The organism is Streptomyces sp. SID14436, assembly GCF_010548465.1.
GTDB lineage: Bacteria > Actinomycetota > Actinomycetes > Streptomycetales > Streptomycetaceae > Streptomyces.
In genome coordinates this window covers 14,621-38,148 of record NZ_JAAGMD010000725.1, presented here as the reverse complement: position 1 = coordinate 38,148, position 23,528 = coordinate 14,621, and the positions used below count along the sequence as shown (strand labels likewise).

Genomic DNA, 23,528 nt, shown 5'->3' with positions numbered 1-23,528 from the left:
TCCTTGCGGGGGAGGGGACGGGGGTCAGGCCCGGGCCCGCAGAGGCGTGACGTTCTGCGGGGGTGCGCCGAACAGTTGCTGGGCTTCGTGCAGCGTGCGGGCCCGCCGTGAGGCTTCGGAGCGGACTGCGCGGTCGGCGTCGAGGTGCACGGCCAGCTCGGTCCGGGCGGCGTCGATCACTTGCTGCGTATCCAGTGCGCTCTCTCGTCCCGGGGCACTCGAGGGCATCGCGTCGGGGATGTTCGCGGCGAAGCGCCACAGCAGCCGCAGGGCCGCAGCGCTGGGTTCGCCTCCGGCTGACGACTCGGCGGCGTGAACAGCCTCGGCGATGCGGATGGCTCCGGTGAGGAAGTCGACGCGTGGGGACAGCGGGCCGATGATGCGCTGTTCCAGCGGCCAGGTGCTGATGGTGAGCAGCGCCCGTACCGGAGTCAGCAGGTCGTGGGCCAGTGCCGAGCAGAGATAGTAGGGCCGGGCTCCGGGGCTGGACTGATAGGACCGCGCCTCGTCCCGGCGCAGGCTGGACAGCTTGGACGCGGACAACTCGCCGGGGAAGAACGCCTCGTGCACCCCCACGATCAGCTTGGGGGCGGCCGGTGTGCCGAGCAGCATCAGCGCGCGGTGGACGTGTTCGCGTGCCGGAAGCTGCGAGCCGAAGGCAGCCGGTGGTGTGGTCGGCACGGTGCGGGGCAGCGGCGCGGGGGCTGGTTCGCCGGTGTCGATCAGGGCGTCCCAGGCGCGCTCGGCGCGGCGGAGCTGCGCCCGCAGCTCGCCGGCGCGCTCGCTGTCGCCTGCGGCGGAAGCGTCGCGGATTGCGCGGCGCAGGGTGCTGATGCTCTTCTCCAAGGCGTCCAGAGGATCACTCATGACCCCGACGTTACCAGAGTTCCAGATTTTCCAGACTTCTTCCTGTGATTCCGTGTACAGTCGGCGCCATCGAACCCCCGGCCCTCCTGGAGACACCCGTGACGGGACGCATCTTCCACACCTCCGACTGGCACCTGGGCCGCCAGCTCGGCCGCCACCGACGCGACACAGAAGTAGACGCCGTCCTGGACGAAATCATCGACATCGCCGCCGGCTTCGCCCCCGACCTGATCGTGCACAGCGGCGACCTGTTCGACACCTCCCGGCCCGGCCTGGACGACCTGCGCCGCGCGGCGCAGGCGCTGCACCGCCTCGGCGCGATCGCCCCCGTGGTCGTCGTCGCCGGCAACCACGACACCCGCAACGTCCTGGCCTTCCTGGAGTTCATCCTGAACGGCATGGACGTCGGCGAAGCCGGACAGGCCCGGGTCCGCTTCGCCACCGACGCCCGCCCCGACGGGCTGCTGGTGGCCGACTACCCCGCCCAGGACGGGGAATTGACACTGCGCATCGGCGCACTGCCGTACCTGCACCCCAACCGGTTCGCCTACGACTTCGCCGACCCCGCCCTGACGACCGCGACCTACGCCGAGCGGCTGCGCACCGTCCAGGCCGACGTCTACCGCCGCCTCGCCGCAGGGCGCGGCGCCCGGGATGTCCTGGTCTTCGCCGCCCACCTGTTCGTCGAAGGGGCCCTTCCCTCCTACTCGGAGCGGAAGATCTCCATCGCCGACGACTACGCGACAGCTGCCGCCGACCTGCCCGACGTCGCCTACGGCGCCCTCGGCCACATCCACAAACCGCAGCGCGTCCAGCGCGCCGGATACCCGGCCCACTACGCCGGCAGCCCCCTGCAGATGGACTTCGGCGAGAGCGGCGACACCAAAAGCGTGGTCCTGGCCGAGGTCGGCCCGACCGGCACGCCCCGCATCGAACTCGTTCCCCTGACCTCCGGCCGCCGCCTGGTCCGCCTGGAGGGCACCCTGGAAGAAATCGCGCAACGCGCCGGCCGGGTCAACGACGCCTGGGTGAAGGCGGTGGTGAACGTCGAGGTCCCCGACCCGTTCCTGCCGGACACCCTGGCCAAGATGCTGCCGCGGGCAACACTCGTCGCCGTCGACGAACGCCGCGCCACGGCCATCGAGACCGTGCCGGAGCAGCGGCAGACCTCCACCGACCTGCCCGGCATCGAAGAGCTGCTGCGCGACTACCTGCCCGGCCGCGGAACCACCGGCCTGGCCCTGGACCGCGCCATGACCGCCCTCGCACATCTGCAAGCCGAACCCGACCTGGACGACCCGGCACCGTGCTGCGAGGAGACCCTGCTGACCGCGGCCCTCGACGGCCGCCCCCTCGACGGCCTCGACCGCTCAGGCCTGCTGTCCGGGACCGACACCACTGCAGCGGAGACGACGCGATGAAGCCCCTGACGCTCACCCTCAACGGATTCCGCAGCTACCCCAGCCAGGTCACCGTCGACTTCACTGGCCGCGGCCTGGTCGGCGTCCTCGGCGACACCGGAGCCGGCAAAAGCAGCCTCCTCGACGGCATCACCTATGCCCTGTTCCGCAAAAGTTCCTGGAACGCCAACAGCCCGGGGCAGCTCATCGCCGACGGCGCAAAGGCCATGAGCGTCGACCTCACCTTCCTGCACGAGGGACAGCGCTGGCACGTCCACCGCACCATGCATGCCACCAACGCGAACGCCGGCCGGCACCATCTGAAGAACCTCGACACCGGCGAGGAGACAGACAACGCTGGCGCCGTCGACGCCCGCCTCAAAGCGGTGCTGCAGATGAGCTACGAGACGTTCCTGCGCGTGGGGCTGCTTCCGCAGGGCAAGTTCGACCAGCTCCTCATCGCGGCCCCCAAAGAACGCGGCAAGCTGCTGCGGGAACTGTTCGGTGCCGAGTCGCTGGAGTCCATCCAGCGGGTGGCGGCCCGCCAGCGTGAGACGCTCAAGGGCCTTCTGGCGGGCGCCGAGGCCAAGCGTGCGTCCATGCCGGACGCCCCCGAGCAGACCGCCGAGGAAGCCGGCGCGGCCGCCGAGCAGGCTGAAGCCCGCGCCGAACGCCTGAAGGAGGCCATCGGCCGCATCACCCAACTGCAGAAGGAAGTAGCCACGGCCCAGGCTGCCGCTGAGGGGGCCACCGCCGCCGCGCACACGCTCTCCACGCGCACCGTGGCCGACGCGGGCCCCACCCTCGAGGCCCTCGAACCGGTCGCCGCCGACATCGCCGCACGACGCGAGGCCCTGAACTTTGAGGCCACAAGTGCCGCAGAACAGGAAAGCAGCCTGACGGACGCGATCGCCGCAGCGGACGCGGAAGGCGAAGGCCAAGACGCCCTCAGTAAAGCCGCAGTGGTTCTCGAAACCCTCGCAGCGGACGCCGCAGAGCTCCGAGGCGAACGCGACCGGCTCGCCCGGCAGAGCGAACAACTCGCAGGCGAAGGCGAGGCCATCACCCGCGCCGAAGCTGAACTCGCCGAACGCACCGCCCGGATAGACCCGTTGGCGCAGCAGGCGCGTGCCGCCGCCCAAACGGCCAAGCGCGTGCGCCAGAAGGCCGCCCATGCCCGCACCCAACTGACCGCGGCCCTCGCAGCAGCCAGCCGCCTCGCCGGCGCCGTCCGCGGCCAGACCACCGCGGCGAGTCGGCACCAAGCCGCTCAAGACACCTGCGCTGAAAAGCAAGAGGCACACGTCGCAGCAGAAAAGGACCTCGCTGCCGCCCAGAGGCGCGTGGACACGCTGCAACAACGCGACCAGGCCGCCGCGATCGCCGCTGAACTGCACGACGGCGACGACTGCCCCGTCTGCCGCCAACAACTCCCGGACGGCTTCGAACCGGCATCCGGGACCGATTCCGCCGAGCTGGCCGAGGCAAGAACCCAACTCACCCAGGCGACCAGGACACAGAGGGCCGCCGCCGACCAGCTCGCCCAGGCCCGCGCCGCCGTGACAGCGGCCGAAACAGCCATCCGCGACCGAGACACGGACCATCGCACGGCACAGCAGGCCGCGCGCGAAGCCACGGCCAAGGCGGAGCGCGCCTTCAGCGATCTCACGACCACGGCCACCGCAGGTCACGACTTCGACAGCGAGACGGCATCGGCGACGCTGATCGCCATCACCGCCGCCCAGACCACCCCCGACGACGGAGCCGACCACCGCGAGGAGCTCCTCGAGCGGGACGCCGCACCGATCACTGAAGCGATCACCGCATGCGAACAGGCAGCCGAAGATCATGCCGAGCACCTGCAGACCGACGTGCACCGCCGCACCGCCCTGATCGACACGGACCGTGCGACGCTCACAGAACGCAAGAACTCCTACCAACGCGCCGTCGACGACCAGCAGACCGCCCTCACGGCACACACCCGCGCCATCGGCAAGATCAGCCGCGCCCTGACCGCGCTGCCCCCGCGGATCCGGGCCACGCTGCCCAGCGATGCGATCGAGGTGACCGACGACGCAGCGTCGACCGCACTCGCCGCCGTGACCGCCCGGCAGGCCGCACTCCAAAGCCTGTCCGACCAGCGGGAAACAGCACGGCAGAAGAAGTCTGCCGTGCTCAGCCGGCAGCACGCCCTCGACGAGGAGGACCGCACCCGTGTGGACCGCCCGCTGAATGAGCTGCGCGGCAACCTGGATGCCTGGGCACAAGCCGTCACCGACGCGGTCACGCACCTCGACGCAGCCGACGTGTGCCCCGTACCCCAGGCCCCCGCCGCGCCCGGGATCTGCGCCACCCGCCGGTTCGCCGCCGAACTGGCCACAGCCACAGCGGCGTTGGGCGGCCGGCTTGCCGAGCGCGCCGACGCGTCCGCCCAGCGAGCAGCGGCCGCGACGGAGAGTCTGCGGGGCCAGACGGCCAAGCTCGCCGACGTTGACGGGTTCGACCCCGCCGCCGATTTGACGGCAGCAGACGCCCTGCACCCCCTCGTCATGGCCACAGCACAGGCGGACCTGGAGGCCAAGGAACAGCGTCAGAAGCAACAGAGCGCACAGGACATGATCAAGCCGGCCGCCGACCTGGACTTCGCCATCACCGCCGGCCGCGCCCGGTCCGAGGCGCTGGACGTGCTGCGCCGTGAACTGGTCGACGCCAAGTTCCTGGGCCACCTCACGATGCTGCGCACCCGCGCGCTGCGCGACGTCGCCAGCGAACTGCTCGGCCAGATGACCGACGGCCGATTCGGCTTCGCCGACAGCTTCGACATCGTCAGCCGCACCTCCGGGGTCATCCACCCCCCGAACCGGCTGTCCGGCGGGGAGAAGTTCCAGGCCTCACTCGCTCTGGCGCTGGCACTGGCCGAACTGCATTCCCGTAGCGGCTCGAGCCTGGGCTCCCTGTTCCTCGACGAAGGTTTCGCAGCACTCGATGCGGCTGCACTGGATGCGGCCCTGGAGGTACTGCGCGCGCGAGCCGGCGGCGACCGCCTCGTCATGGTGATCAGCCATCTGCACGCCGTTGCCGAGGCCGTCGATGAGGTGCTGTGGGTGGAGCGGGGCGCCACCGGGTCCAGAACACGCTGGCTGACCCCGGACGAACGCGACGACCTCGTGCAAGCCGACCTGGCCAGCGGCCTGCAGACACTGGCGCAGTAGTGGTGCCGACGGGCCGGGGCGGATCCGGGAACGGCGCAAGGCCCCCTGGTCCGCTAGCACTCCGAGGGGCCACCCTCGTCTTGATCACGTGACGGCAGTTCATAGGGCGGGGAGGAAACTGGATGTCTGAAGCGGGACTTCACGGCCGCGACACGCTGGGACTGGCAACTCGTGTGAAGGCACTCGCGGTCGCCGACCCCGTCCTAGACCTGGAACGCCGCAAGCCCCTGCTCGCCTCACGCGAGTGGACCGGCTACCAAATGGAGGAACTGGCGCTCACCGCCATCGACACCGTCACACTGAAGATGGACTTCGACGACGGTGCACGACACGAGGACATCGTGGCCGCCGTGGCACGCGTCGCAGGGCTTCAGATGCCGCAGCGCGACCGCGACGAACATACCGCCGTAGCCCGCTGGGTCCTCGACAGCCTGCTGAACGTCGGCACCGTCGACCGCGACTTCAGCCACCTCTACGGCATCGTCTCCCACAGCACCTACACCGCGCAGACCTTCTCCTTCAAGCTGCTGCGCGAAGTTCCAGGACCCGACGGACGGCCACGCCTGCGCGCCTCCAACGAAGCGATCGCGGTGCTCGTCGGCGCGGTGGACCTCGACATCGCCTCCGAACAGGTCGCCGCCGACGCCAAGCTCGAAGCCTTGGTGCGACGAGGACGGCTGACTGACGCCCACCGCGCCGCGGAGATGGCGCTGCGCCGCACCGTGCAATACACCGAGCACATCCGCACCCGGCTGGAAGGCATGCGCCGGGACATCCGCTCGGTGGACTGGGTCCGTGACGTGCAGCGCATGCAGACCGAAGCGCTGGAACACATCGAGGACCGCATCAACGCCGAAAACACCATCAAGGACAACCTGGTCCGGATGATGGAAAACAGCACCGAAGACACCACCCCGGCCCAGGCCGCCGAGCTGATCGCAATCCTCGAGGAGTGCCTGCGCAGACACGCATCCCTGCAGGCGAACCTCCAGGAAGTAGGCGAACGGTTCCGCGCCGAACAAGAGCGCCAGAGTTTCGTGCCGCCCCCCAGCCGGACCCACGTCGACCTCGAACGCCAGCTGCTCGAACCGGCCCTGCAACTGCCGGTACGGCAGGCGCTTCCGCTGCTCGGCACGTTCGCGACGGCGGCGACCCCGCCGCACCGCCCGGCGATCATCTACCTCCCGGACCTGATCACCGGACTGATGACGCCGCCGGCCGAACCCGACGGCGACGACAGTCTGATCATCGAACCCGAATTCGGCGACGCAGAAGACACCGCCACCTTCTCCGACGAGCAGTACACGGCCGTCGCCTCACTGCTGAAACGCACCGACACCGACGGCATCCGCCTGTCCGAGCTTTTGAACGCAGCACGCCGGCACGGCATATCGGCCGGACGAGACAACCTCGACCATCTGCTGGCCCTGCACGTACTGGGCCTGTTCGGTGCCCCGCGCCACGACCCCGAGCGCGGCACAGCGCTGGCAGCCCTGGCCGACGACCGCGAACTGGATGACGACCGGTTCGCCGGTCACGACCTCCTGGTCGTCCACAGCCCGGCAGCCTCTGCCCTGCCGACCGACAACGGCCTCGAGGAGGGCGCGGCGTGAACAACGTCAACGACACGGCCGCCGTCAACCGGCTGCTCGCCTTCGGCTTCCAACCCGGACTGACACCCCGCCGCAACGCCGAGTACGCCGCGCTGGTAGGTCGCTGCCGCACCGACCAGGAGTTTGCCCAACTCCTGCACGCCGCCGCAAGCGGCTTCGACCTGACAGTGATCGCCGTCGACTCACGGGCCGGACTGGTGCTCGGGGCGACCGCCGAAACCCAGTTCGCGGTCAGCGTCACCGACCACATCAGCAAACCCGCCGACCGTCCGATCGCGGCACTGGCCCACTTGGCCATCGCCGCGCTCGCCTACTACCGCCCCGAAGACCTGGACGACCCAGCCCACGTCGGCCGCATCACCGTCCGCCACGTCGACGTGATGGTCGAGCAGGCCACCAAGGAACTGGAACGCCAAGCCGCTGAAGCCGACACCGACGACGGAGTTCCCGCCGACCATCCGGACCTGATCCAACTGTGGCGCTACTACCAGCGACGCAATCCTGTCTCCTCCACCGGGGATGACCGCGCCCACTCCAAAAGCAGGCACGCCCTCATCAAGCGGGTCGCCGAATACCTCGCCGACAACGGAATGCTGCGGCGCGCGGGCAAGGAGAACGGCGGAACCTACACCACCACAGCCCGCTACCAGATCCAGGTACGGGAGCTGGCCGGACAGCAGATGCTCGGCCAGCTGGCCGAGCTCGGGATCACCGTGGGACCAGACGGCCGACCCGCCTTCAGCAGCCCACAGCCCGACGCCGCCCCCGCAACGCCCCTGACCGCAGCCGAGCCAGGAGACTGATCCGGCCATGTACGAGCTGAACCGCATCCGCCTGTACAACATCGGCCCGACCGGGGCCCGTTACGGCGACGTCCTGCTGGACCTGTCCGAGGGCGGCTCACCGATCCCCGTCAGCACTCTCATCCCAGCGGCCGGCCAGCTGTTCCGGCGCCCCGCACCGGCGACACTGCTCGTGCTGGAGAACGGCGGTGGGAAGTCCGTGCTGATCCGGATGCTGTTGTCCACGGTGCTACCCGAGCGGCAGTCCCGTAAAGGCCGTGAGGCACTGCGCGCGTACGTGGTGTCCGCGGCAGCCCCTTCCCACGTGGTCCTGGAATGGGTTCATGCCCGCACCGGTGAAACGCTGGTGACCGGACAGGTACTGACCCCGGCCACGGACGGCACCGTGGAGCGGACGTTCTATTCGCTCAGCCCCAACGCCGAGACGACCCTGGCCACGCTGCCCTTCGCCGAGAGCGGGCGCCGGTTGCGGATGAACGCCTACCAGGACGCGCTCAGACGGCTGGACTCCGGTGACAAAACACTCCGCCTGGAGATCGAGAAACGGCAGGGGGAGTGGGAGAAACACCTGCGGCGGCTCGGCTTGGAACCGGACCTGTTCGCAGTCCAGCAGGCGATGAACGTCGATGAGGGAGACGCGGCCGAGGCGTTCAAGACGACCACCGGGCGACAGTTCACGCAGTGGCTGCTGAGCAAGGCGGTGGACGCTGAGGACTTCACCGAACTGGGTGACGCCTTCGGCGCCTATGCCAAAAACATCGGTCGACGCGAGCAACTCCTGCTGGACCGCGACTTCTCCACCGCCACGGCCACAGCCGCCGAACACCTGGCCCGCCGGCGTATCGAGCAGAGGACGGCAGCCGAACAGGCCCACCTAGCCGCGAAGGCGCTGGCACAACTCGCGGCGCAGGTGGGCACATCCGTCGAGCAGGCGGACGAGGCACTGCGCGCACTGCGTGAAGACTCCGCTATGGCGAAGGAGAACGCCGCACAACAGCAGCAGACCCGCGACAAGGCCGACCTGCTCCACAAAGAGGTGCGACGTCAGGCCCTGGTGTTGCGTCGCGACGCGGCCCACTCCCAGGCCGTCCAGGCAGAAGGACAACTGGCCAAGGAACGCAGCGAACTGGCCGCCTGGGCCGTCGTCCCCACGGTGTTGAAAGCCGCCACCGCACACGAGAAGTATCGAGTCGCCAGCGAGCTGCTGGACGATGCCGAACTGGCCGCGGGAGCTGCCCGGCTCCGCCGCGACCAGGCCGGTGCCCGGTTCGCCGGGGCCCTGCACCACAGCAGGCAGCAGTGCGCGGAGAAGGCCGACCGCCTGGATCGCAAGAGCGCCCACAGCAAGACAGAGGCAGCCGACGCGCAACGCGGCGCGGCCGAGGGGGAGGAGCAGGCCACCGCACGCACCGTCCGAGCCGAACTCCTCGGCCAGCACGTAGAGCGCGTGGACTCTCGTCTTGCTCAGGCCCGGCAGGCTGGTCTGATCGCCGAAGACGAATCCGTGGCCGAGGCCGACGCCCGCCTGCGTGCCCGGGCTACCGACAGCAAGATCCAGGCGACGCGTGAACGCGAGGAGTACCGGAGGCTCGAGCAAGAAACCCGCCGGCTCGACGAGGTCGCGAATCAGCTGATCGAGCCCGAGGTCAAGGCCCGGCAGGCGAGGGAGACCGCGATACGGGCGGTCGAGGACACCCAGCGTGCCGCGGCAGAACTTGCCGCCCAGAAGCTGTTGCGTGAACTCGCCGAACTCGACAATGACGAGGACGTACCCGGCGGCGACCCCGCGCAGTGGCTGGAAGACAACGCGTCCTGGCTGCGCAACCTGGCCGCCGCGGCGCAAGCATCGGCCGGCCAGCAGCTGGACGCGCTGCGAGCCGACGACCGGGCGGACCAGCGGTTGATCGAAGCCCTCACCGTTGAGGACGAGGCCCTCATGCCGCCGCGCCAGGCCGTCGAGGACCTGCTCGAGCTGCTGGCCGAGCACCGGATAACTGCGACCGCGGGCTGGAGGGCTCTGGAACAGCTGGTAAACCCCCGCCTGCACGCCGCATCCATCCAAGCCCACCCTGCACTGGTCGACGGCATCGTGGTGCCCGACCAGGAAACCCTGCAGCGGGCGCGGACCCTGCTCACACAGATGCCGCAACTGCCGGCCGCGGCCGTGCTCGTCTCCACGCGCGAACCACTGGAAGCAGAACCGCCCCAGCCGAGCAACGGATTCGTCGTGGAGCCGACCCCCGCCCTACACGACTCCCAGGCCGCCGGCCAGCTGCGCGAACAGGCCGCAGCACGGATCGAAGAACGCCGCCGAGCCCTGAACGAATGTGCCGAACGCCAGGCAGCAGCCTTCCAGTTGGAAGTACAGCTCACCCACTGGTTGCGCGACCACCCGGCGGGACACATCGAGCAACTACGCTCCTTCGCGAACACCCAATCAGCCGCGGCCACCGACGCCAAGGCCGCCCTTGACTCCGCCCGCGACGCCTGCCTGCAAGCCGCCAACATCCTGGCCGCGCACACCACCACCGTCCAGGACGCCGAACAAGCCGCCCTGGAGACCGCCCGCACCGCCGACTCCTTCCAACTGCTCGCCCAAGAGGCCGCCGACGCCGACACAAACCGCGCGGAGATCGAGACACTTCAAACCGAGGCCGCAGCACATCACACCGCAGCCCAGGAACTGAGCGAGGCAGCCGACCGACTGCGCGACCAGGCCACCGAATACGCGGTGCAAGCCGAGTCGCTCCGCCGTGACGCCGCCGCCTACGCCGCCCGGCTGGACAAGGTCGTCTACGGAGACCAGCCCCTCACCCTCAATCCCGGGCAACACGATGTGGCCGCACTGGAGATCGCCTACCACCAAGCGGCGGAGGGCTTCCGTGCCGTGGAAGTCGGCGAGGACCTACGCCAGCGCGTAGAGGAGGCACAGAAGGAAACAACCGACCGGGATGCCGAACTACGCAGTGAACCGGCCGAGATCGTGACCCGGGCCAAAGCACTGGCAGCATCCGCAGAAGCCGGCAGCGCCGAAACCATCGAGGCCACGAAACGGCGGCTTGGCCGCACCGTGCGCAGCCTGGAGGTTCAGTACCGCAATCTGAGCAAGCACAGCGGCCAACTGGAAGCAGACGCAACACGCGCCGGTCAGCCCAGCGGGAAGCCCTGGAGCAGTCTCGATGCCGACTGGACCCCCTCAAACCCTGCCGAAGGAGCGCAGCTCACCGAACGGGCAGCCTCCGCGCTGCAGGACGCAGAAGCCCTGCTCAAGACAGCCGCGGAGACGCAACGGGCCACCGAACGCAAACTCCGCACCAGCGAAGCCGCGGCACGCGAGATGACCGTCGTCCACCGCAGCCTCACCACCGCCACCCGCAGGCTGGAACTACCACCCAGCGCCGCCCCGTTCACCGGAACCGCCGACGAAGCACAGCAGACCGCCGACGAGGCAATACAGACCCACAGCACCACAACCGAGCAACTGCACGAAGCAGACCAGGCCGTCAACGAAGCCGTCGCGCAGTTCCGCGAAGCGGCCAACCAGAACCGATTCGCCAATCTCAAGGCGCCGATCTACCAACAACTCACGGAGATCGACACCACGTCGCTGATCGAGCGCGCCGGCCAGTGGACGATTCAACTCACAGGCCGGGCCGCAAGCTTGACCACCGACCTGGAAGACTCCGAACGCCACCGCAACCTGCTGATCGACCAGCTCAAACACCACACCAACCAGGCCCTGGCCCTGCTCGAAAAGGCCGAGCGGCTCTCCCGCCTGCCTGAAGGCGCCGGGGCATGGGCCAAACAGAGAATCCTGAAGATCGGCTTCAGCACGCCGGAACCGCAGATCCTTGCCGTACGGATCGCCGAGACCCTCGACGAGAACGCCCGCACCCAGCCCCACCTGCCCGGCCGCGACCTGGTACTGCGGTGCGTCGGCGCCGCGGTCCCACGCGACTTCAAGGTGGAGATCCTCAAGCCCGACGCCGCCGGCCGCGCCGAATACGCATCCATCAGCGACATGAGCAAAGTGTTCTCCGGCGGCCAGGAACTCACCGGCGCGATCATGCTGTACTGCACCCTTGCCGCACTCCGCGCCAGCACACGGACCGGAGCCCGCGCCACCAACCGCCTGGGCGGAATGCTGGTCCTGGACAACCCAATCGGCAAAGCGAACGCCGACTACCTGCTGAGCCTGCAAATGAACATGGCCTCCGCACTCGGCGTCCAACTGATCTACACCACCGGGAACATGGAAGACCGCGTGCTGGCCACGTTCCCCCTGTGTATCCGGCTGCGCAACGACACCGACCAACGCACCGGGACACGCCATCTGCACGTCACCGACCACATCGCACACGAAACAACGCCGGACGAAGACGGCGCCACCGGCCAAGTCCACGCCGCACGACTGCTGGTGAAACCACGCGCCTCCCATGCCCCGCTCGAAAACAGCGACGCATGGCAGGAAAACCACCACGACCAGATGGCCACCGACCAGTGACCACCAACCGAGACGACACGAAGCCCGAACAGCAACCGCTGACCCCCTCAGCAGCCTGCCTGGCAACCACCCTGACCTCGAGGACGGAACACCGCGTCGAACAGGCCACGATCCTCGACGCCTTCACCCAGGCCTGCCCCGAGACAGCCGGCACCACCCAAAGCCGCCCCGTCCTGTCTGCCCTGCTCGACGAACTCGCCGACCACCACCTGATCGAACTGCCGCGCACACATGACGGATGGGACAACACACAGCCACCACTGCCACGCTGGCTCCGTCTCCCCGCTCCACCCAAGGCCACAGAACCCAGACCAACACGCACGGCACCCCTCATGTGGCGCCGGGAGCTCTCCTGGGCAAGCACCCTCAAACTGACCACCGCCCAGACCGAGACCCTCAAGACGATCAACCGCTGGCTGCGCGACACCGACGGGGACACCCACCGGAGGGCCGTGATCCCCATGCGTGAACGCTCCCTGGAAATCTTCGGCGACGAAAAGCGTCTTGACGCACTCACCACCAGCACGCTGTTCGCACCCGGACGCCTCACCCTGGCCACCCTGTTCACCGAGCGGATCCCACCACCCCTGGCCTATGAACACCTCGGGGACGGCGGCACCGTCCTGGTGATCGAGAACAGCGACACCTTCGCAACCGTCAGCACCCTGCTCGCCCAAGACCCCGCCCGCGTCGGCTACGTGGCCTTCGGCGGCGGCCACGCCTTCGAGGCTTCCGTCACCCGCATCGCGAACCTCAAAGGCGTGACGGACATCGCCTACTACGGTGATCTCGACGATGACGGCCTCACCATCCCCCAGCGAGCCAACGCATCAGGCACAGCATCAGGACTCCCGCCCATCCGACCCGCCCTCGGCCTCTACCAGCTCCTTCTCAAGCAAAATATCCAAGGACCGGCCCCGAAACGAGTCGACCCCCTTGCCGCCCAACGGCGCGTCTCCTGGCTGCCCGAACCCCTCCGCCACCCAGCGGCCAACATCCTCACCACCGGGAACCGGCTCGCCCAAGAAGCCACAGGAACAACACTCCTCCAGCAGGACCGCTCATGGCGCGACGACCTGTAATAGAACAGCGGCCACCCGCGCACACAGCCAAGCCCCCCGGTGACCGGGCATCAAACCGGCCATCCGCAAGACGCACCGCCGACCTGCTTACACTCCCCACGCCACACAACTCGCCCCACCGCATCTCACCGACAGCACTGCCACCTAAAGGGGATGCGACTGCACCCATGTCCTCCGCCGAGCTCGAGCTGCGCCCGCATCAAAAGGCCGCCGTCACAGCAGCCACCCGCACCCTGCAAACGCACCCGCGGGCCAGCATCGACAGCATCTGCGCACGCCCCCTCCTGGAACGGATCCGGGTCCCGCGCACCGGCCTCGGCCGCCCCGCTCCAGACCCGACCAGGTGGTTGCCGACAAAGCCCACAGTTCTCGCGCCCACCTGCGACGACGCGGCATCACGTGCACCATCCCAAGAAGAATGACCCAGCGACACCGCCACAACCGTGGCCGCAACGGAGGCCGGCCACCGGCACATCTACCGCCGACGCAACGTCGTCGAACGCTCCTTCAATAACGAAGGAAGAGCCGAGGCATTTCCTCTGGTTCGTAGACGTCAGACCGCTAGGGTCCCTTCGAAACACCCAATGCACTCGGGGTCGTGGTTCGAGAGTCACCGGGCACGCCCGTCCGTGCCCGCCACCCGGTCTGCGTCGCGACCAGCTGATCCGCTTCGAAAGCGCGGCCCCTTCTCCGAAGGCTGCGGCGAGGTGCATGCGTCCTGCCTCGGCCTTTCTGCGGCGCGCCATCATCCCGGCGAGGAAGCGGTATGCCATCGGCTGTGCGTCAGGCCTCCACGTTGATCCCGTAGTCGGTGGCCAGACCCGCCAGCCCGCTGTCGTAACCCTGTCCGACCGCGCGGGCCCTCCAACCGCCCGTACGGCGGTAGAGCTCCACCGCGACGGCCACCGTCTCCCGCCCGGTGAACGCGGGCGGCACGAAGGACAGCCGGGTGCCGGAAGGCTGGGTGATTTGTGCTTCCCACACGGTGTCCTGGCCGAAGACTGCGCCGGGCGGGCCCTCGGAATCGACGATGGCGATGCTGCCGACGCTCTCCGGGATGATGCTCAGCTCGGCAGTGGCGGCGCCGCCGTTGACGCGGACCCCATCCTGGAAGGGGTGGTTGTAGAAGACCAGGTCGTCATCACTGCGAACTCTGCCGCTGCTGGTGAGGAGTACCGCGGACACGTCCACGGGCACGCCGGAGGCAGTGATGCGGATGGTGGCCTCTTCGGTTGCCAGGGGCGCATTGGCTCCCTTGGCCAGCATCTGCTGTCCGCCGTCCCGAGGGCGGACCATCGCGGTCGAGCTGACAGCGGGGGAGGGGCTCCGGCCCGGTGGAGGGCTGATGCCGGTGAGCGCAGCGAGAGCCTGCTGGAGATGAGGCCAGCCTTCTGCTTCCCCGCCGGGCCAGGGCCAGGGTAGACGCTGGGTCCCGAACTGCTTGGCCGTCGGGGGCTGTCCGAGGGCTTCCTGCAGTTGCAGGTAGCGCAGGCTTTCGGTGGCCAGGCGGCCAAGCTGCCACTGCCGCTGGGTCTCCTCCGGCCTGTTCAACCACGTGTTGTGGTCGACAGGCTTACCCCCCAGCGCCTGATACACCCACCGGGCCACGTCATAGCCGTCACCTGCCACCAGACGAGCAGGCCGCTCCTGCTCGGACGGTGCCGGCTCGCCGATGGCCGTGTACAGCGCCCCCAGGTCGCCGCCGGTCCAGCGGTTGGCGGCTTCCGTGGCGAACCGGGAGAACTGGATGAGTGTGGGCGGCTTCCCCTTGGCAGCGACGTGCCGGTGGAGCTGGTGCGCGACGTTCTCCAGCTCGGAGCGCCACCGGTGCTGCAGGTAGGTCTCGAGGTGCTGTTCGGCCCAGGCACGCCGGTACCGGGTGATGAGGTCCCGCACCCCTTCGAAGCCCTTGCGGCGCGTGCGGCGGCCCATGCCGGAGGTGAAGATCACCTGACCGTACGGAGTCTCGACCGCGCTGCCTGTGCTGTCGGTGATGTCCTCCTCCGGACCCAGCATCTGTTCCGCAGCATCCAGCTCGCGGAAGAAGGACGTGTCGACGGGGCAGCCCGCCGCGCGCAGGGCTGCCAGAGACTTGCTGTAGTAGCGGTCGGCGCGGCCCAGGGTGGTGCGGGAGTACGGTCCTTCGCACACGAACCAGGCGGTCAGGCCCACGCCGTGCCAGAACTCGCCCGCCGGGCCCAGCGTATCGGCCATGATCTGGTGCGGCCGCGGATTGCTGACGATACGGCCGGGATACCGCTGCAGCGTCACTGTCGCCCACAGCCGTCCGACCTCCTCGAGGACGTCGGCGGGCAGACACTGCTGGTACAGCTGAGGGGTGAAACCCTGCTCGGTCCGCGACAGGCTCATCAGTTCCTCGTCGATCAGGCCCCACAAGGACGTCATCCCCGGCGACTGGACCGCATGCGCCTGGTCGAAACCCGACCACCAGCTACGCAGTGCAGCAGTCCGCTCCTCCACCGGGGACACCGAACTGCCCCCGCCGAGGAAGGCGGCCAGCATGGCCTGCACCTCGGTTTCCGCGATGCCCGCCTCGGCAGCCACGCCGGCTGCCTGGGCGGACGTGCCCACATACAGACGGGGCCCGGGAAGAGCAGTGATGATCTCCTCATCCGGGTGGGCGGGAACCTGGAGATAGTCCAAAGCGGCCAGCCAGTCGCCCCCGAAGTACGCGGAGACGACCGGCTGCAGTTCTTTGGTGAGCACCCGGCGCGCCAGGGCCGTGCCGGCCTTGGCCTTCTTGGCGAAGCCGGCCATCAAGGCCTGGAGCCGCTGGATGCGGTGACGAGCGACAAGCTCCGCGAGGTCGGCAGCGGCGAGGATATCCAGCAGCTCCAGCCGGGCCTGCTGCTGTCCCGCACGGTCCAGCGTGTGCCAGCCGCCGCCGAAGCGGAAAGCCTCCAGTGCACCGTCCTTGATGCCCAGGAGCCGGTAGCGCTCTTCGATCACCGTCCAGAACCGCTGCTGATGCGTGGGCGGGAAGATGTCTCCCGCCGCTCGTAGCCGGACGGGCTGAAGCAGTGTCTCGAACAACGGCACCAGCAGCGCCCACAGCAGGATGGTGTCCGCGCCCTTCACGGCGGTGAGCCGGGCGGTCTCCTCGGCGGCCAGTGTCAGAGCATGGCCGGGGTGCTCACGCAGCAGATACGGCAGGTTGACCGCCCCCGCCTTCACGGACAGCTTCGTCGGCAGGTACCACGCGCCGCGCTTCTGCTGCTCCTGGACGCTGAAGAAGCTGGCACACAGGACTGCTTCTGCTTGGGTGAGGGCCGTCACCTCGGCGGTGTCAGGGGTGTGGCGTCCTCGGCCGGGGGTGATGGTGGCCACCGGCTGTCCGGCCAGGGCAGCGCCAAGCAGTCTGGCCGCCAGTGCGTCGAGCTCAGCGAACCGTTGATGCTGTCCGGCCGCCGCCTCCAGACGGAGGGCTTCTCCGGGGTCGGCCTGGGTGGCCGGATGCCACCAGTACGACGAGTCACGTGCCACCGGTCAGCCTCCGCATGTAGTCGACGAACTGCTCGAACGGGACCGGGGAGGGGGTGCTCTGTGCGTAGACGGCGTAGCGCTGGGCCAGCAGCTGCCGCTCCCGCTCCGCCCGCCGTGCCTCCACCCGGTCCACGCCGTGGATCACACGCTCCTCGACCCGGCCCCGCTCGTACAGCACGAACGCGTCCATCCCGCCCTCACCCGCCGGGCCGGTCCCCTCCGGGGCACCGTCACGGCCGTCGAGAACGCTCTCCAGCATGCCGGCGTCGATCAGCGGAGCCTCGAGCAGGACCGCGGGGTCCATGTCGTTGTCCGCACACAGAGCCTCCAAAGGCTCCTCCAGGCCGAGCTCTGTATGGCAGACCATGTCCAGGTACTGCTGGTCAGGGGCGAGATGAGGGTGGCGCAGGACGCGGACGCCGCGGCCGACGAACTGGTAGAACTCGCCGAAGCTGCCGTACGGCCGCAACGGCACGACGACGGTGATGGGAGGGAAGTCGTAGCCTTGGCCGAGCATCCGCAATTGCACGATGCCCTCAAGATCCCCCGCCTCCGACTCGAACCGGCGTCGTGTCGCGGCGATCGCCGATGCCGGCATGCTGTGGTGCAGCGTGGCGCAGGCGATGCCGTGCTCCTCAGCGATCCGCGCGATCTGCTCGGCGTGGGCCTGGCCCATCGCCGCGAACAGCACCCGCGGCCTGACCGGGGCCAGCAGTTTGGCCTGCGTATCCAGACACGCCCGCGTCACCGCCATCACCTGCCGGATCGGCGCCTCGGACTGCGCGGTGATCCGCGCCAGCTTCCGCTCGTCCCCCAGCACACGCAGCAGGGCATCACGGCCCACGACCTGCTCGCGCCGCCCGTCAGGCCACACCGCCTCATACACCGTCGACGCCGTCTCGGGCGCGAACCGGTGCACCCGCAGGTTCTTTGCCGAGCCGTCCGCGACGGAGTCCACCAGCCGGTAGCGATAGACGACGTCTGCGTCGATCGGTCTGCCGTCCAGTCGTGTGAAGCATGCCGACATCAACAGCGTGCGCGCCTGCGGGAAATGTGCGAACAGCCGCTGGTAGGAATCGCTGGCCGCGATGTGCGCCTCGTCGACCACGATGAAGTCGACGTCCTCCGGTTCCAGCTTCGCCAGCAGGTCCCCCCTCTTGTCCCCAGTGCCCAGTGCGTGGAAGTTCGTGACCACGATGTCCGCGGCCAGCAGCCGCTCGCGGCTGACCCGGCTGATCTGCTCCTCGTCCGCATCCAGCACCAGCGTTGCTGGCGGGCGGGCGCCGGGCAGCATCGGCCCGCCCGCCAGCCCGTACAGCACATTGCCCGGCGCCCCCGCATCAAGTGCCGACGCGAAGGTGCCGCGGATCACCGACCCCGGAGTCACCACCAGCGCCCGCCGCCTGGTGAACGACAGCGCCGCCACGACGCCGAGGGCTGTCTTGCCAGCCCCGACCGCCATCACTGTGGCCGCATGCCGGCCGCCACCGGCGTAGTAGTTCGCCAGCGCGGCCAGCGCCTCATCCTGGCAGGACCGCAGTGGCCCCCGGTCGACCCGGTCCCGCACCTCGTCGAAGTAGGCGCTCTCCGGTGCCGGCCCGACGGGCCCCGTACCGCGGGGCGGGCCGGCGGCCCGCATCGGGTCCCCGGCCATGTCCGGAACCTCGACAAGCGGCACAGCTGTCACCAGCGCAGCGAGCACCGGATCGCGCCGCAGCATCGCCTGCAGCTGGGCCACGCAGCGCGCCGTGTCCGTGCGCACCGCATCGTAGGAGAACCGCAGCACCGTCAGGCCAGTGGCGGCCAGGTCGTTCTGCCGCAGCCGGTCGTAGGTGAATGCCGCCCGGTCGCTGTGGAACGCGAAGCCGTCCAGCTCGACGGCCAGCTGCAGCGTCTGGCCCACGATCAGGTAGTCCAGCCGGTAGGTGCGCTCCTGCACGGTGACCGGGTACTGGCTGTGCACCCGCTGCACGATGGCCGCATCCGCGGCAGGGGTGAGAACCCACCGCAAGAATGCCTCCTCCAGGTAGGAAGCGGCAGGCACGAGCCGCTCCAGCCCGACGCTCACCGTGCCCCGTCCGCTATCGCAGCCTCGGCCGCCAGTGCACCGGTCTTCTCCGACAGCCGGGCCACTGCGTCTTCGCCCTGACCGAAGCGGACCAGTCGCCTCGCCACCGCGAGCGCCTCGACGAATGCGCCCTCGCGCTCCAGCAGGCCGAGCAGCCGGGGCACGGACGTCACCCGCACAAACTTTCCCGCCTCCATGTCCTCGAACGACACGGCCTCGGGCGCAGCCTCCATCAGCTCGAGATTCAAGAGGGCGAACACTTCGAGCAGTTCCAGTGCCGCAGGGTGCGCACGGCGTGTGCTGCACAGCCTCTCGACTGCGTTCTGCAAGACGAAGTGGTAGTCCATCGCCGAACCCGGAAGCTCAAGGGCTTCCCATACTCGAGCGATCAGCTCCTGGCCGTGTACGTCGTGCGCTACGTGCCGACTAGCCGGCGTGGCAGACGTGTGTCCCTCAGGAATGGGCCACATCGCACTGCCGAACGACTCATCCGGGCGCACCCCCGCTTCGGGCAGCCTGCCACGCACGACGCCGGGACTCCCGCCGAACGTCATCCCGGGAATCGACGCCATGCGCTCAAACCACGCCCTCACACACCCCGCCTTCCCGAGATGGGCAGATCACTTCTGCGCCAGCCGCCCCCGCCTCGCAACAGCAGCTGTTCATTGTCGCAGCCCGCACACCAACGCACTGCCGATCTGCCCGACTTGCCAGCCCGACTGCCGATGCCCTCCCGCCTGCTGCCTGCTCGGGGCACGCCGCATCACTGGCTCCAGCCCGTTCCTCGGGGCGGGGAGCAGCGAGGCACAGTTGCTCAGGAGAGCCGGGTTATGGCGTACACGACGTCAACGAAGGGGGAGTCGAGCAGCGCCTGCGCCACCCGGTCGGCTTCCAGGAGGTGGCCCTACTGTCGCAGCCCGTGCCAGTCCCGGAGGACCGAGCAGGCGAGAAAGAAGACGCCCTTGCGGCCCATGACGAGGTCGGGGCGCTTGAGGTCGAAGACGCGGATGGTGTGTTTTTCCCTTGTCGTTGTGGTGGCCGTACGCGCCGCTGCGCAGCATCAGGAACAGATGGCCGGCGGGATCCCCGGTGGTCGGGTCGACGAGGAGGCAGATGCCGTCAGGGTCTACGGGATACTCATCCCGCTTGGCGTTGCTGCTGGTTGTCCCATACGAACACGCGCAGCGGTGCCACGGCCAAGGGCTGGAAGTGGTCGATCCACCTGCAGAAAGCTGGACTTGTTAGAGCCGTTGCGCCCGGCGAGCACGGTCCAGCCCGCCTCACCCTGTCGTGCTGGTCCTGCGGCTCGAGAACCGGCGGGCCGCACAACACCGCTCGCACCCGCTCTACTCGGAGGCTTCGGCCAGCTGACGAGGCCACCATCCCGCAGCAACAGCCGTCGGCCGATGAACGCTTGTAGCGAACGAAGGACGACAAGCTCACCGCGGAAGGGGCGGTGGCGCCCCTACCAGGATCCAGTCGACTGGACACACAGCTGTCGCTGTCGTTTCAACCAGCGACCGCGCGGCGTCCTGAGGGCGTAAAGGACTGAGGAGTGCAACGGATGCCAGAGGGCAGCGTGCTGTGGTCTGGCATCTCACCGCACTTGGTGACCGCCATTCCGCCCGGTTCGTGACCGGGTGGCCGGCGGTCGCCAAACGACCCGCCTCTTCCGTGAACCTTCGGTGCAGAAACAGGCCAAGTTCCCAGAGCTGCTGGCGCATTTGCGGCCACCCGACGGCGCGGCAGAACCTCCTGGAGCCGCTGCGACCTGCAGACCTGTGAAAAAATCGCAGCTTTCTGCGATGAGTTTCCGCAGGTCAGAGGCATAACAGAGCTTCCGTTGGGGCTAGTTGAGCAGCTAGAGTCAAGAACCGAGCGGCATGCCATCACCCGATCCGGGCTCGACTCCCGTACGGGCCGAGGAGCTCCCGGGACCCGTCCTGGGGAGTTCACAGCCCAGCTAAAGGAGAAGGCGATGGACAACGGCTCGGAGACGCACGACCCGCGGTGGAGCAAGCCCCGTCAGATGGCGAGGCGGACTGTCCAGGTGATCGGTGCTGTACTGATCACTGCGGTGGCCCGGGAGGCGGCGGAAGACGCCCTCGACTGGGTTACGCAGGAGGACAGCTCCGACTGCGAGTAGCCGAACGGCCCCAAGCCAGGTAGGGCCGTTCGGTTAGCGTCTCGCTCCGCCCCCGTCGGCTGGCACCGACGGGGGCGGACTCGCATCAAGGCCTAGGCCACCACCGACGGTACCCCAGGAGGTGTCACAACCGCGATGTCCTGGCACCTGCGGTGTCAGCTTGGTCCTGCCCCGGGAATGCCGATCACTCCATCACCTCAGCCGGGCGATGGGCACACGCAGCACATGCACGCACGGGAACGGGGCATGTCACCGCGACCCTCAGGCTGCGTTTTGGATCTGGTCTTTACTCGACGTCGTAGCTGATGCCGAAGACGCGAGTGATGCAGGCGTCGAGTAGGAAGGGATGAGCGCACGGCGGGGCGCCGCCGCACGCCCCGCCCTACGCCCCCGCCCGCCAAGCAGGTCGTGTTTGCGGCGAAAGCGCTTGAGTAGGGCCGCTGAGACCCGCAGACTCCGCCGGGGAGAATTCTCCCGCCACGCAGGGGGAGACGAAGCACACGCTGGAGCGTGAACTGTGCTGCGGCCGGGACACGTTCGGGGTAAGGGGGCAGGGTGGCACACGAGCGGCTTCCGAGCGTCAGAAAGCTCGCTGCGGACATCAACCGGGTCCGCACGCAGGGAAAAAACTCGGTCCGCAAGTCCGCGGACTACCTGCACAGCAAGGCGGGCCAGCTCGCGCAGCATGGTTCAGTGGAGGACCTGGTCGCAGCGGAACTCGATGGTGACGAGCTGGCCAGGTCCGCGATCTTCCACTTCACGTCGATCCGGGCCGAGCTGGCCCGGGAACTGTGGTCGCGGCGCGTCTTCCTGGGGCCGGAAACGCTCGATCGTCTCCTGTTCCGGGCGGTGGCTGTCGACCGAGCCGAAGATCCGGTCTCAGGTGCCTGGGGATTGTGCGGGACCGTCAGTTGGCCCGGGCAGGGATGGTCGTCTTTCCCGTCCATTCCTTCGGTCTCCTGGCTGGCGGCCTTCTGTCGTTCACCCACAGACGACCTTGGATCTTCTCCCCGCCCGACTCCCGGATCGCCCTGTTTCCCCAGACGAACCGGTGGAGCCGAACGCTCGAAACCCTCGACGAGGCGCGCGGCAAGCTGGGCGTGCGCAAGCAGCTCCCCCTGGAGCTGCTGGAGCACTGGTGCCGCAGTCGCCCCGTGGGGTGGCTCAAGAAAAATCCGATCATGGCCGTCGCCGTGTCCACGGCTCCCGGCAGCTACTACGACACCGAGCCGCTGGTGATGGGCAGGCTGCGTGCCGCCAGCGCCCTGGTGTGTCTCCTTGCCGCAGTCCAGCCGCGCAACGAGGTGCCGGGCGCCTCCCTACTCAGCTCGGCACGTGTCAACAACTGGGAAACCCTCAACATCCATCACTACCTCAACCTCTTCGACTCCCCAGCAGACCGTCGCGCCCTCGGCGGCGACTGCGTCCCCATCGGCCTGCGCAAGGCCGAACTGGCAGAGATCAGCGAACTCAACATCGAAATCGATCCCCGCTACTGGGGGAGCCACCACAGGACCGCTGGCCGCTTCGCGCAAGCCGCCCGGGACGCAGTCGACCGCATTTACGACGGCTACATGCGGCACGCGTGGCTGCGCGGGCCCTCCGCACGCCCCGATGCCCGGAGCCAGGCGTATACCAAGCTGCACGACTCCCTGATCTACTTCCGCCGGTCCTTCCATACTTCGGACCAGGGCTGGTCGCAGATCGTGAGCCTGGCTGTGGCCTTCGAGATGATGCTGACGGACGGTTCCAACACCGGTCCCATTGCCACGAAACTCCAGCGCAGGGTCAGGCTTCTCCTGCGCGGGCGGTCCGGCGTGAGGAGATACTCCGAGGTCGTCCACGACCTCTACAAGCACCGCAACGAGGTCGTCCACGCCGGGAACGTTCCCGTCGGCATCGACTTGACAACAGCACGCCACTGCTTTGCCCTGTGTGTCGTCGAACTAGCTCGCCGCAGTGCGTCGTTGGACCCGACGACGACCCAACCGATGCGTGACCTGATCGGCGACACCCGCACACAGTCCAGGGCCAAGGCATGCTCCCACTGCGGCCGATGACCACAGGACGGCCTGGTGCCCCGGATCCGGCGCGGCCCGGTTTACTCCCTCGCCCGCACTCAGCGGCAGCACACGGCAGCCGGAAGCCGGTGGGCTGGAGCGGTGCGACGAGCCTTCCCCGGTCCTTCATGGGCGAGCAGATCACGCTGGGAGGTTCCAGTCCAAAACTCCAGGGACCACACCGCTGATTACCCGCCGGTCCTCCACCCGCAGCCGGGCGTGTTGGATCGGCGGAGCCCGTCGTCGCAAGCAAGCGACATGCGTCCACG

The 23,528-nt window shown here is 68.6% G+C and carries 12 protein-coding genes and 1 pseudogene; 9 read left to right on the top strand and 4 right to left on the bottom strand.

What is annotated here, in order from left to right; translation table 11 throughout:
* Nucleotides 1–24: 24 nt before the first annotated feature.
* Nucleotides 25–867, bottom strand: coding sequence for a hypothetical protein (locus tag G3I53_RS26000; RefSeq protein ID WP_164336721.1), 843 nt, complete (start codon nucleotides 865–867; stop codon nucleotides 25–27).
* A gap of 98 nt (nucleotides 868–965) precedes the next feature.
* Between G3I53_RS26000 and G3I53_RS25995 the strand changes: the two genes are divergently transcribed.
* The 7 genes and pseudogenes from G3I53_RS25995 to G3I53_RS34150 form a co-directional block, all read left to right on the top strand.
* Nucleotides 966–2,288, top strand: coding sequence for an exonuclease SbcCD subunit D (locus tag G3I53_RS25995; RefSeq protein ID WP_164336719.1), 1,323 nt, complete (start codon nucleotides 966–968; stop codon nucleotides 2,286–2,288).
* The gene (locus G3I53_RS25990; protein WP_164336717.1) at nucleotides 2,285–5,479 is read left to right on the top strand and encodes an SMC family ATPase; all 3,195 of its coding nucleotides are present in this window, start codon (nucleotides 2,285–2,287) and stop codon (nucleotides 5,477–5,479) included. Before G3I53_RS25995 ends, G3I53_RS25990 begins: the two co-directional genes overlap by 4 nt.
* 122 nt (nucleotides 5,480–5,601) lie before the next feature.
* Nucleotides 5,602–7,092: a hypothetical protein gene (locus G3I53_RS25985; protein ID WP_164336714.1), complete on the top strand. Its 1,491-nt coding sequence runs from the start codon at nucleotides 5,602–5,604 to the stop codon at nucleotides 7,090–7,092.
* On the top strand, nucleotides 7,089–7,895 hold the full coding sequence (locus G3I53_RS25980; RefSeq protein WP_164336712.1) for a hypothetical protein: 807 nt from the start codon (nucleotides 7,089–7,091) through the stop codon (nucleotides 7,893–7,895). The genes G3I53_RS25985 and G3I53_RS25980 overlap by 4 nt, the downstream gene beginning before the upstream one ends.
* A gap of 7 nt (nucleotides 7,896–7,902) precedes the next feature.
* Nucleotides 7,903–12,399: a hypothetical protein gene (locus G3I53_RS34480; RefSeq protein WP_164336710.1), complete on the top strand. Its 4,497-nt coding sequence runs from the start codon at nucleotides 7,903–7,905 to the stop codon at nucleotides 12,397–12,399.
* Nucleotides 12,396–13,481 carry a Wadjet anti-phage system protein JetD domain-containing protein gene (locus tag G3I53_RS25970; RefSeq protein WP_343240692.1) on the top strand — a complete coding sequence of 362 codons (1,086 nt, stop codon included), beginning with the start codon at nucleotides 12,396–12,398 and terminating at the stop codon, nucleotides 13,479–13,481. Before G3I53_RS34480 ends, G3I53_RS25970 begins: the two co-directional genes overlap by 4 nt.
* A gap of 281 nt (nucleotides 13,482–13,762) precedes the next feature.
* Nucleotides 13,763–13,993, top strand: a pseudogene (locus G3I53_RS34150) (IS5/IS1182 family transposase); the annotation flags it as partial.
* 271 nt (nucleotides 13,994–14,264) lie between these two features.
* On the opposite strand, the gene G3I53_RS25965 reads toward G3I53_RS34150, so the two are convergent.
* From G3I53_RS25965 to G3I53_RS25955, 3 genes are read right to left on the bottom strand one after another with little or no spacing between them, the layout of a single operon-like run.
* Complete coding sequence (locus G3I53_RS25965; protein ID WP_164336708.1) at nucleotides 14,265–16,985, bottom strand: TerD family protein; 2,721 nt, start codon at nucleotides 16,983–16,985, stop codon at nucleotides 14,265–14,267.
* On the bottom strand, nucleotides 16,975–19,053 hold the full coding sequence (locus G3I53_RS25960) for a DEAD/DEAH box helicase family protein (RefSeq protein WP_164336706.1): 2,079 nt from the start codon (nucleotides 19,051–19,053) through the stop codon (nucleotides 16,975–16,977). Before G3I53_RS25960 ends, G3I53_RS25965 begins: the two co-directional genes overlap by 11 nt.
* Nucleotides 19,050–19,625 carry a hypothetical protein gene (locus tag G3I53_RS25955; RefSeq protein ID WP_239064106.1) on the bottom strand — a complete coding sequence of 192 codons (576 nt, stop codon included), beginning with the start codon at nucleotides 19,623–19,625 and terminating at the stop codon, nucleotides 19,050–19,052. Before G3I53_RS25955 ends, G3I53_RS25960 begins: the two co-directional genes overlap by 4 nt.
* A gap of 1,406 nt (nucleotides 19,626–21,031) precedes the next feature.
* On the opposite strand from G3I53_RS25955, the gene G3I53_RS25950 reads away from it, so the two are divergent.
* Together G3I53_RS25950 and G3I53_RS34600 are read left to right on the top strand one after the other, a co-directional pair.
* On the top strand, nucleotides 21,032–21,199 hold the full coding sequence (locus G3I53_RS25950) for a hypothetical protein (protein WP_164336702.1): 168 nt from the start codon (nucleotides 21,032–21,034) through the stop codon (nucleotides 21,197–21,199).
* Nucleotides 21,200–22,095: 896 nt separating this feature from the next.
* A complete protein-coding gene (locus G3I53_RS34600) occupies nucleotides 22,096–23,259 on the top strand; it encodes a HEPN domain-containing protein (protein WP_164336700.1) in 1,164 nt (387 codons plus the stop codon).
* Nucleotides 23,260–23,528 lie beyond the last annotated feature (269 nt).

Excerpts from the sequence above, each read along its gene's own strand:
- G3I53_RS34480 (WP_164336710.1), top strand. The coding sequence starts at position 7,903 with ATGTACGAGCTGAACCGCATCCGCCTGTACAACATCGGCCCGACCGGG.
- G3I53_RS25955 (WP_239064106.1), bottom strand. The coding sequence starts at position 19,625 with ATGGCGTCGATTCCCGGGATGACGTTCGGCGGGAGTCCCGGCGTCGTG.
- G3I53_RS25990 (WP_164336717.1), top strand. The coding sequence starts at position 2,285 with ATGAAGCCCCTGACGCTCACCCTCAACGGATTCCGCAGCTACCCCAGC.
- G3I53_RS26000 (WP_164336721.1), bottom strand. The coding sequence starts at position 867 with ATGAGTGATCCTCTGGACGCCTTGGAGAAGAGCATCAGCACCCTGCGC.
- G3I53_RS25950 (WP_164336702.1), top strand. The coding sequence starts at position 21,032 with ATGGACAACGGCTCGGAGACGCACGACCCGCGGTGGAGCAAGCCCCGT.
- G3I53_RS25985 (WP_164336714.1), top strand. The coding sequence starts at position 5,602 with ATGTCTGAAGCGGGACTTCACGGCCGCGACACGCTGGGACTGGCAACT.